Below are 9,424 nucleotides of genomic sequence, written 5' to 3'. Positions count from 1 at the left end.
GAGCGTCCCGCCTCCCCCCGTGTCCGCTGATGGATAGGGCGCGGTGCGGCAAGGACGTTGCGGCCCGCCGCCAGGGAGGGCAGAACGGCACGCGGCGCGTCACCCGGGGCATGGATCATCCCCCAGTCAGGAGCACACACCGTGGAGCGGGCAGCCATCGTCGGTCTGGACAAGCAGCACGTCTGGCACCCCTACACCGCCATGGCCCAGTACATCGCGGACACCGACCCGCTGGTGGTCGTCCGCGCGGAGGGCGTCTACCTCCATGACGCCGACGGCCGGCGCTACCTGGACGCCAACGGCTCCTGGTGGGTGTCCACCCTGGGACACCGCCACCCCCGCCTGGTACGGGCCCTCACCGACCAGCTCGGCTGCCTGGCCCACACCTCGCTCGCGGGCATCACCCACGGCCCCGCCGCCCTGCTGGCTTCCGAACTGACCGCGCTGGCCCCCGGCGCGGACCGCGCGGACGTGCCGGCGGAGCAGAAGCTGTCGCGCGTCTTCTATTCGGACAACGGCAGCACCGCGGTGGAGGTGGCCATCAAGATGGCCGCGCAGTACTGGGCCCAGAACGGCCGGCCCCGCCGCACCCGCTTCATCACCCTGTCCGGCGCCTTCCACGGCGAGACGCTGGGCGCCACCAGCGTGGGCGGCGTGTCCGAGTTCCGCGACGTCTTCGGCCCGCTCCTCTTCGACGTGGTGCACGTGCCGTCCCCCGCGGAGGAGGGGGGCCACGCGCGCGCCCTGGCCCAGTTGCGGGCGGCGCTCCAGGCGGATCCGGACGGCATCGCCGGCGTCATCCTGGAGCCCGTCATCCAGGGCGCGGTGGGCATGTGGATGTCGTCGCCGGACTTCGTGCGCGAGGTGCGCAAGGCCACCCGCGACGTGGACACCTTCCTCATCGCCGACGAGGTCTTCACCGGCCTGGGCCGCACCGGCGCCCGCTTCGCGGTGGACCTGGCGGAGGTGGTGCCGGACCTGCTGTGCCTGGCCAAGGCGCTGAGCGGGGGCCTGTTGCCCTTTGGCGCCACGCTCGCGTCGGAGCGCATCTTCGCGGGCTTCCTGGGGGCGAAGGACCGGGCGCTCTATTACGGGCACTCGTACTGCGGCAACCCGCTGGGCGCGGCGGTGGCGCGCGAGGTGCTGGCCGTGTACCGGGACGAGGACGTGCTGGGCCAGGTGCAGCGCAAGGCGCCCCGCGTGAAGGCAGCCTTCGAACGCATGGCCGCCACCCTTCCCGGCCTCGTGCGCCCGCGCGCGGTGGGCATGGTGGGCGCGCTGGACCTGGGCGGCGGGGGCTACTTCGCCAACAGCGGCTGGCGCGTGTACGAGGCCGCCCGCCGCCGGGGCCTGTACCTGCGCCCGCTGGGCGACACCGTCTACATCGCGCCCGCGCTCAACATCCCGGACGCGGACCTGGACGTGCTGCTCGCCGGCGTGGAGGACAGCCTGCGGGAGGTGGCCTCGGGCTGATGCCGGCGGAGGTCCGTTCTGGAAGAGGCGGAGGGTCGGAGCGCTGCGTCCGCTCCCGCCGGTCGGCGCGTGCCTGGAAGCCCCCTTCCGCCCCCTTATGTCGAGCGGCGGGCGGCGTGCGCATTCGTTGATCCAGGCGCCGTGTCGTCTCCAGCCCACCCAGGAGGGAATTCCCATGACTGTCGAAACCCAACGCCCGACTCCGACGAGCGGCACGGGGCCGCCCTCCGGGCTGACGCCGGACAGCGTGGAACCCTTCCGGGCACAGTTGCGGGGAACGCTCCTCCAGCCGGGGGACGCGGGCTACGAGGAGGCCTGCCAGCTCTACAACGCGATGATCCACAAGCACCCGGCCATGGTGGTCCAGTGCGCGGACGCGGCGGACGTCATCGCCTCCGTGAACTTCGCCCGGGAGCGGAAGCTCGAGGTGTCCGTGCGCGGTGGCGGACACAACGGCGGCGGCCTGGGGCTGTGCGACAACGGGCTGGCCATCGACCTGTCGAACATGCGCGGCGTGCGGGTGGACCCCGAGGCCCGCACGGTGCGGGTCGCGGGCGGTGCCGTCTGGGGAGACGTGGACCACGCCACCCATGCCTTCGGGCTCGCCGTGCCCTCCGGCATCATCTCCACCACGGGGGTGGCCGGACTCACGCTGGGAGGCGGCCTGGGCCACCTCTCGCGCCGCTTCGGCCTCACCGTCGACAACCTGCTCGCCGTGGACATGGTGCTCGCTGACGGACGCCTCATCACCGCCAACGCGGAGAAGTACCCGGACCTGTTCTGGGCGGTGCGCGGCGGGGGCGGCAACTTCGGCGTGGTGACGTCGTTCCTCTTCCGGGCCTGTCCGGTGGACACCGTCATCGCCGGCCCCACGCTCTGGCCCCTGGACCGCGCGGAGCAGGTGATGCGCTGGTACCGCGAATTCCTGCCGGCCGCGCCCGAGGACCTCAACGGCTTCTTCGCCTTCATGACCGTGCCGCCCGCGCCTCCCTTCCCGGAGGAGCTGCATCTGAAGAAGATGTGCGGTGTGGTGTGGTGCTACACCGGGGACCCCGCGAAGGCGGACGCGCTGTTCGCCCCCGTGCGAGCGCTCAATCCCGCGCTGTATGGGGTGCAACCCATGCCCTTCCCCCTGTTGCAGACCGCCTTCGACGGGCTCTACCCGCCGGGGCTGCAATGGTACTGGCGCGCGGACTTCGTGCGCGAGCTGAGCGACGAGGCCATCGAGCGCCACGTGCAGTTCGCCGAACACCTCCCGTCGATGCACTCCACCATGCACCTCTACCCCGTGGACGGGGCGGTGCACCGGGTGGGCGCGAAGGACACGGCCTTCAGCTACCGCGACGCCCGCTGGTCGGAGGTCATCGTCGGCGTGGATCCCTCGCCGGAGCGGGCGGCGGAGGTCACCGCCTGGACGAAGGCCTACTACGACGCGCTGCACCCCTACTCGGCGGGCGGCGCCTACGTGAACTTCATGATGGAGGAGGGCCAGGAGCGCGTGCAGGCGACCTACCGCGACAACCACCCGGGGCTGGTGGAGGTGAAGAACCGCTACGACCCCACGAACTTCTTCCATTGGAACCAGAACATCCGGCCCAACGTGGAGAAGCCCCCGCGCGTCTCGCATTGAGGCGGGCCGCCGCCGCCTCACGCCCGGGCGTGGGGTCGCAGCGGCAGCTCGATGGTGAAGGTGGCGCCCCGGCCCGCGTCGCTGTCCAGGCGCAGCTGGCCGTGGTGGCCCTCGACAATCTGGCTGGCGATGAAGAGCCCCAGCCCCAGGCCGTGCACGGAGCGGGGCGGCCCGCCGCGCTCGAAGCGCTCGAAGACCCGGGCCTGGTGCTCGCGGGGGATGCCGGGGCCGGAGTCCGCGACGCGGATGGCCAGCTGGCCATCGTGCGGGGCGACCTCGATGCGGATGGGCTGACCGGGCGCGTACTTGATGGCATTGGACAGCAGGTTCACCAGCACCTGCTCCATGCGCGAGCGGTCCCACCACACGCGCGCCCCGGGCTCCACCCGCAGCTCCACCGCGCAGCGGGCCTGGCCCAACTGCTCCTGGAAGGACTCGACGACCTCCCGCACCAGCTCCGCCGGGTCGCTCTCCTCCAGGTGGAAGTCCAGCTTGCCGGCCCGGATGCGGGAGACGTCCAGCAGTTCGTCCACCAGCCGCGCCAGCCGCTCCACCTGCCGCACCGCCGTGTCCACGGCCGTCGTCATCCTCGCGGGGGACAGGGGCTCGTTGCGCGCGGAGGACAGGCGGCGGCGCGTCACCTCCAGGTGCAGCAGCAGCGCGGTGACGGGCGTCTTCAATTCGTGGGACGCGACGCCCAGGAAGGTGTCCCGCGAGGTGAGAGCACTCTGGAGGTCCTGCGTGAGGGCTTCCAATTGCCTTCGCGCGCGGACCTGTTCGCTGACCTCCTGCACGGCGACGAGCAGCCCCTGGATGTGACCCTCCCCGTCGCGCTGCGGGTGGATGTCCACGTCCGCCAGCAGCTCCTTCAGACCGCCCCGGCCGTCCGGCTGCCGCACCGGCACCTCGCGGCCCACGAAGGGCTGGCCCGTGTGGAAGACGTTCTCCAGGTGCTTGAGCAGGACGCCGTGGCCTCCTTTCGGTTGGGCCTCGCGGGCCGGCTTGCCCAGCATGTCCCGGCCCATCAGGCTCGCGAACATCGGGTTGATGACCGTGAACACCAGGTCCGGGCCCGTCATCACGCACATGGCCGCGGGCGCCTGCATGAAGAAGTCGGAGAGCTGCTGGCGCGCACGCCCGAGCTGCAGCTGGCTGTCCACCCGGGCCTGCAGCTCGCGCGCGGAGAAGGGCTTCACCAGGTAGTCGTCCGCGCCGGCCCGCAGGCCCTCGATGCGCGCCTCTTCTCCCGCGCGCGCCGACAGGAGGACGAAGGGGATGCCGCGCGTGCGCACGTCCTCGCGCAGCTTCTTCAGGAGGCCGAAGCCATCCAGCCGGGGCATCATCACGTCGCTCAGGATGAGGTCCGGCAGGGTCGCGAGCGCCGCTTCGAAGGCCGCTTCGCCATCCCCCACCGCGTGCACGTCCCACTGCGGGGACAGCAGGCTGCTCACATACGCGCGCATGTCCGAGTTGTCGTCCGCGACGAGGATGCGCCCGCGTCCCGGCGGCCGCCCGAGCCCCGCGCCCAGGTGTCCCAGCGCCGTGCCTGGATCCACGCACGAGGCCTGCCGCGGCGCCGTCGGCGGGAGGGTGTCCGGCGCGTCCGGGAGCCACCGCAGGGCCTCCTCGCTGAAGGCCGAGCCCAGCTTGCCCGCGTGCGCGTCACCGCGTGTCGCCTGCACGTTCGCCGCGGGCAGGTGCGCGCTTCCCAGCGGCAGCTCCACGAAGAAGGTGCTGCCCACGTCCTCCTCGCTCTGCACGCCCAGCGTGCCGCCGTGCAGCTTCACCAGCTCCTGGATGAGCGCCAGCCCGATGCCGGTGCCCTCGTGCGTGCGTCCCCGGGAGGTCTCCACGCGGTGGAAGCGCTCGAACACGCGCGGCAGCTCCGCCTCCGGGATGCCGGTGCCGGTGTCGCGCACGGTGAGCCGCGCCCGGTCGCCCTCGCGCATGAGCCGCACCGTGACGCCGCCCTGGAGCGTGAACTTGAAGGCGTTGGAGAGCAGGTTCAGGACAACCTTCTCCCACATGTCCCGGTCCACGTAGACGGGCTCGCCCACGTCCTGCACGTCCACGGTGTACGTCAGGCCCGCCTTCTCCATCGCGGAGCGGAAGACGCTGGCCAGGTCCTCGGTGAGCCGCCCCAGGTCCGTGGGGTGGAAGCTCGCCTTCACCCGCCCGGCCTCGATGCGTGAGAAGTCCAGCAGCGAGTTGACCAGCTTGAGCAGGCGCAGCGCGTTGCGGTGGGTGAGCTCCTGGCGCGCGCGCTGGGCGGGCGGCAGCGGGGTGGAGGTGTCCGTGAGCGACTCCTCCAGCGGGCCCAGGATGAGCGTGAGCGGCGTGCGGAACTCGTGCGAAACATTGGAGAAGAACGCTGTCTTCGCCCGGTCGATGGCGGCCAGCGCCTCCGCGCGCTGCGCTTCCGCTTCGTAGGCGCGCACGTTCACCACCGCCGTGGTGATGGTGCCCTGCAACTGTTCGTAGAAGCTCCGGTACGCGTCATCCAGCGCGCGCCGGGGGCTCACGCCCGCCACCAGGTAGCCGAAGGGCTCCGTCATGCCCGCGGGACACAGCGGCAGCACGCGCGCGTGCGCGGGCGGCTCCTCGTACGGGCCACACGTCATGCCGTCGTCCAGCGCGCCCGGGACGTCCACCGCGCGCGGCTCCAACACCGTGCTGTCGGTGAAGGGCCATGGCCCGTCCAGCCCCGTCTCCTCCGGGCTCCACGCACTGCCCCGGGGCAGGCCCATGGCACCCGCGAGCCGCACGCGCGGCGGGGCTTCGTCGCGGCGGTAGAAGAGGAGGAAGGGCACGTCGAGCGCGGCGTCCGGCTGGAGCTGCGACAGCGCCTCGCCGATGTCCTCCACCGTCTTCACCTTGCCCAGCAGGGCGGACAGCTCGCGCAGCGTCTGCGTGCGCCGCGCGCTGAGCATCTTCTCGGTGACTTCGGTGATGGGGTGGAAGAGCCCGCCCACGGTGCCGGACTCGTCGCGGATGGGGCTGAAGGAGAAGGTCATGAAGGCCTCCTCCAGGTAGCCGTACCGGTCCAGGAACATGCGCTGGTTCTCGATGTAGGAACCCGTGCCGGCGCCCGCCTTCTCGAACGCACCGCCCACCACCGGCAGCGCCGTGGACCAGCAGTCGCGGAAGGGCTGCCCCATGGACTCCGGATGCTTGGCGCCGCAAATGGGCCGGTAGCTGTCGTTGTAGATTTGAACGCGCTCCGGCCCCCACGCGATGAGGATGGGGAAGGTGGAGGACAGGCACAGGCTGACGGTCGTGCGCAGGCTCTGCGGCCAGGTCTCCACCGGACCGAGCGGCGTGCGCGACCAGTCCATGGCGCGGATGAGCTTCCCCATCTCGCCGCCGCCGGAGAGCCAGTCCATCCCGGCTCCGGAGGACAACACCCCCCCTGACCCGCCTTGCGTGGTGCTGTCCTGTTCCATGTCTCCTCGGGAGGCGGGAGCCTGGCGTTCGCCGGCAGGGGCGAGGCGAGGCGGTGTCTCCGGCGCGTCACTTCAGGAGAACACGCCCCGTGGATATCGAAATCGTGGAGGCCCTGCCGCGCCACCCTCTTCGGAGTGTGTGCTTGTTTGCTCCCACGCAGGGTGGGGTGAGGCCGACCGCTGCGTCAGGCGGGTGCGCGGTCGCGTTGGCGCTCGCGCACGTGGCGCACGCCGAGCAAGAGCAACAGCGCGGCCACGCCCAGCAGCGCGATGAAGTGCTCCACCCGACCCACCCCCTTCGCCACGCGGTCCACGCTGGCGGAGCCCACGTAGCCCAGCAGCACCACCAGGGGGGAGCTCAGGCACAGCGCCAGGCCGTCCCACAGCAGGAAGCGGCGCAGGGGCATGCCTTCGGCCGCGGCCATGGCGAACACCGGCACGCGCAGCACGGACATGAAGCGGCCCACGAAGACGACGCGCGGGCCGTGCTTCGCGTACAGGGCCTGGATGCGCGCGCGGCGCTCCGGGGGGAACAGGCGGCGGGTGCGCGGGTGCGTGTACAGGGCCTGTCCCAGGCGCCGGGTGGTGAGGAAGAGCACGGTGTCGCCGCAAAGCACGCCCAGGAAGCACAGGGCCATGGCCGCTGTCAGCGGCATCAGGCCGCGGTGCGCGAGCACCCCCGCGGCCAGCTGGACGATGTCCTCCGGGAACGGCAGCCCCAGTCCTCCCGCCACCAGCACCAGGAAGATGAGCGGTCCCGAGCCGTGGGTGAGCAGGAGCTGGAGCGGCGAGGCCATCAGGACTCCATGGGAAGCACCGCCGTGCCACGGCGCTCCTGGCGGAAGAGGAGGACTTCCCGGACGATGATCTGCACCGTGGCCGCCACCGGCACCGCGACCACCGCGCCGACGATACCGGCCAGTTCCACACAGAAGAGGACGGCCAGCAGCGTGAGCAGCGGGTTGACGTGCACGGTGCGCTTGAAGACGAGCGGCGCCATGACGTTGCCCTCCAGCTGGCCGTACAAGAGGAAGTAGACGAACACCGCCAGCGCCTTCCACGCGCCCCCGGTGACGAGCGTGAGCAGCGTGATGAGGCCGCCCGCGATGATGGGGCCCGCGTAGGGCACGAGGCTGGAGAAGCCGCTGGCGACCCCCAGCGGCAGGTAGAAGGGCATGCCCAGCACGGCCAGCATCGTGGTGGTCAGCGTGGCGTTGATGGCGCAGATGAGGGTGATGCCGGACAGGTAGCCGCCCGTCGCGGTGTAGATGTTGCGCAGCACGCGCACGTACCGCATGCGGTGGTCGGGCCGGGACAGCTCCAGCAGGCGCTTGAGCACCCCGCCGCCGAACACCAGCATGAACACCACCAGGAAGAAGACGGTGAGCATGCCGCCCAAGAGGCCCACCACGCCGCCAATGGCGCTCATCAGCAGCTCCGGCAGCGGGCCGGCGAGCGCCGGGGTGGCCTCCTCCAGGCGCTCATTCCAGCCCAGGCTGTGCAGCCGCAGGTTGAGCGCGCGCAGGATGCCGGTGCCCCGCACCTGCCGCCACAGCTGCGGCCACTGCGTGACGAGCGCGTCCACCTGCTCCACCAGGTCCGGAATCACCAAGAGGCCCAGCGCGGACACCGCCAGGAACAGCGCCAGCAGCACCAGGGCGATGGCCAGCCACCGCTTGAGGCCGCGCTTCTCCAGCCGCGACACCCCGTGCTCCAGCGACAGGGCGAGCAGCGCCGCGATGCCCGTGAGCGTGAGCGCCACGCGCGTCTTGACGACGAGCGTCGCCAGGATCATCACCCCCAGCACCGTGAAGCACACGGTGAGCACCGTGCGCAGCGTGACCTGGGAACGCTGCTCCAGCCTGACTTCGGGTTCAGCCACCGGTTCGACTCCCCAACGGGGGCCACCGTCTTCGGGCCCGTGTCCTGCGGATGCGACATCCCTCGCCTGACGGCAACCGTCCTCGTCTCCCAAGTGTGTGCGCCGGGGTCGCCTCCGGGCCAGGTGTCCGGCGGCGGACATCCGGCGCTGCCGCAGGAGCGTTCACGGGAGGCAATCGCGGCGCGCCCGGTTCGTCCCCCGCACAGCGCGGAAAGCCGCCGGTCGTCCGTCCCCGGAAGGCGGGCGTGCGTCCTCAAGGCGACGGCCGTGCCGCGCCGCGTCCGGCAGCGGACGGGCCGGAGGGTCCTGGGAAACCAGGACAGCACGCTTTGCGGGGCCCACGCGTCAGACCGGGATGGGAACCTTCGTGGGGAGGGGACCTTCGCGGGATGGGAGAGGACACCATGAAGAAGATGGGTGAGCAGGAGCTGGACGGGATGCGGCGGGAGGCTCGCGAGACGGAGGCCCGGTGGCGGGTGCTGGCGGCGAAGCTGACGGAGCTGGGCGGCGAGGCGATGGACGCTCAGTTGCTGGTGACGTTCCGGGGTGCGCGCGACGCGGGGGCGGTGCCGCCGGACGCGGGATTTTTCCTGGTGGCGCACATCCTCACGGCGATGGCGGACGAGGCCATCGCGGAAGACCCGCGCGTGCGGATGCGGGCCGGGGAGCTGGACGCGATGGAGCGCGAGTACGGCCTCACGGGGGAGGGCTGGCCGGAGGGGGACATTCCTCCGGAGGACTGGGAGGCGCTGTGCGTGGAGTACGAGCGGGCGTGTGACGAAGCGCGCGCCGCGTTCTTCCGCGCCTACGGCGAGGAGGAGATGGCGCGGCTGTACCTGGACCAGCGCGTCACCTTCCACCACCGCTTCGAGAGCGGGCGGCGCTTCTTCCACGGGCTGCCCATGCTGCCGGAGCTGCTTCACTGAAAGCGTGGGGGAGGGGGCGGGCCCCGTGAGGGTCCGCTCCGGTTCGCGTGGGGTCCGCTACACTCCGCCG

6 protein-coding genes are annotated in these 9,424 nt (G+C 71.6%); 3 read left to right on the top strand and 3 right to left on the bottom strand.

Going from position 1 to position 9,424, the window contains the following annotated elements:
- Nucleotides 1–141: 141 nt before the first annotated feature.
- Both bioA and D7Y13_RS12670 read left to right on the top strand, forming a co-directional pair.
- Entirely contained in the window at nucleotides 142–1,473 is a 1,332-nt protein-coding gene (bioA, locus tag D7Y13_RS12675; RefSeq protein WP_120531711.1) for an adenosylmethionine--8-amino-7-oxononanoate transaminase, read from the top strand.
- Between the two features lie 175 nt (nucleotides 1,474–1,648).
- Nucleotides 1,649–3,103, top strand: a complete 1,455-nt coding sequence (locus tag D7Y13_RS12670; protein WP_120583536.1) for an FAD-binding oxidoreductase — start codon at nucleotides 1,649–1,651, stop codon at nucleotides 3,101–3,103.
- Between the two features lie 17 nt (nucleotides 3,104–3,120).
- On the opposite strand, the gene D7Y13_RS12665 is transcribed toward D7Y13_RS12670, so the two are convergent.
- The 3 genes from D7Y13_RS12665 to D7Y13_RS12655 all read right to left on the bottom strand — a co-directional run bounded on the left by D7Y13_RS12665 (nucleotide 3,121) and on the right by D7Y13_RS12655 (nucleotide 8,428).
- On the bottom strand, nucleotides 3,121–6,486 hold the full coding sequence (locus D7Y13_RS12665; RefSeq protein ID WP_233595526.1) for an ATP-binding response regulator: 3,366 nt from the start codon (nucleotides 6,484–6,486) through the stop codon (nucleotides 3,121–3,123).
- A 245-nt stretch (nucleotides 6,487–6,731) separates the two neighbouring features.
- Entirely contained in the window at nucleotides 6,732–7,343 is a 612-nt protein-coding gene (locus D7Y13_RS12660; protein ID WP_120583534.1) for a DedA family protein, read from the bottom strand.
- Nucleotides 7,343–8,428, bottom strand: a complete 1,086-nt coding sequence (locus D7Y13_RS12655; protein WP_233595525.1) for an AI-2E family transporter — start codon at nucleotides 8,426–8,428, stop codon at nucleotides 7,343–7,345. The genes D7Y13_RS12660 and D7Y13_RS12655 overlap by 1 nt, the downstream gene beginning before the upstream one ends.
- Nucleotides 8,429–8,832: 404 nt before the next feature.
- On the opposite strand from D7Y13_RS12655, the gene D7Y13_RS48680 reads away from it, so the two are divergent.
- Nucleotides 8,833–9,354, top strand: a complete 522-nt coding sequence (locus D7Y13_RS48680) for a hypothetical protein (protein ID WP_120531721.1) — start codon at nucleotides 8,833–8,835, stop codon at nucleotides 9,352–9,354.
- Nucleotides 9,355–9,424: the final 70 nt, after the last annotated feature.

This window comes from Corallococcus praedator, assembly GCF_003612125.1.
Taxonomy (GTDB): Bacteria; Myxococcota; Myxococcia; order Myxococcales; family Myxococcaceae; genus Corallococcus; species Corallococcus praedator.
The sequence above is the reverse complement of the archived record's forward strand: the minus strand, read 5'-3'. Positions and strand labels throughout refer to the sequence as shown.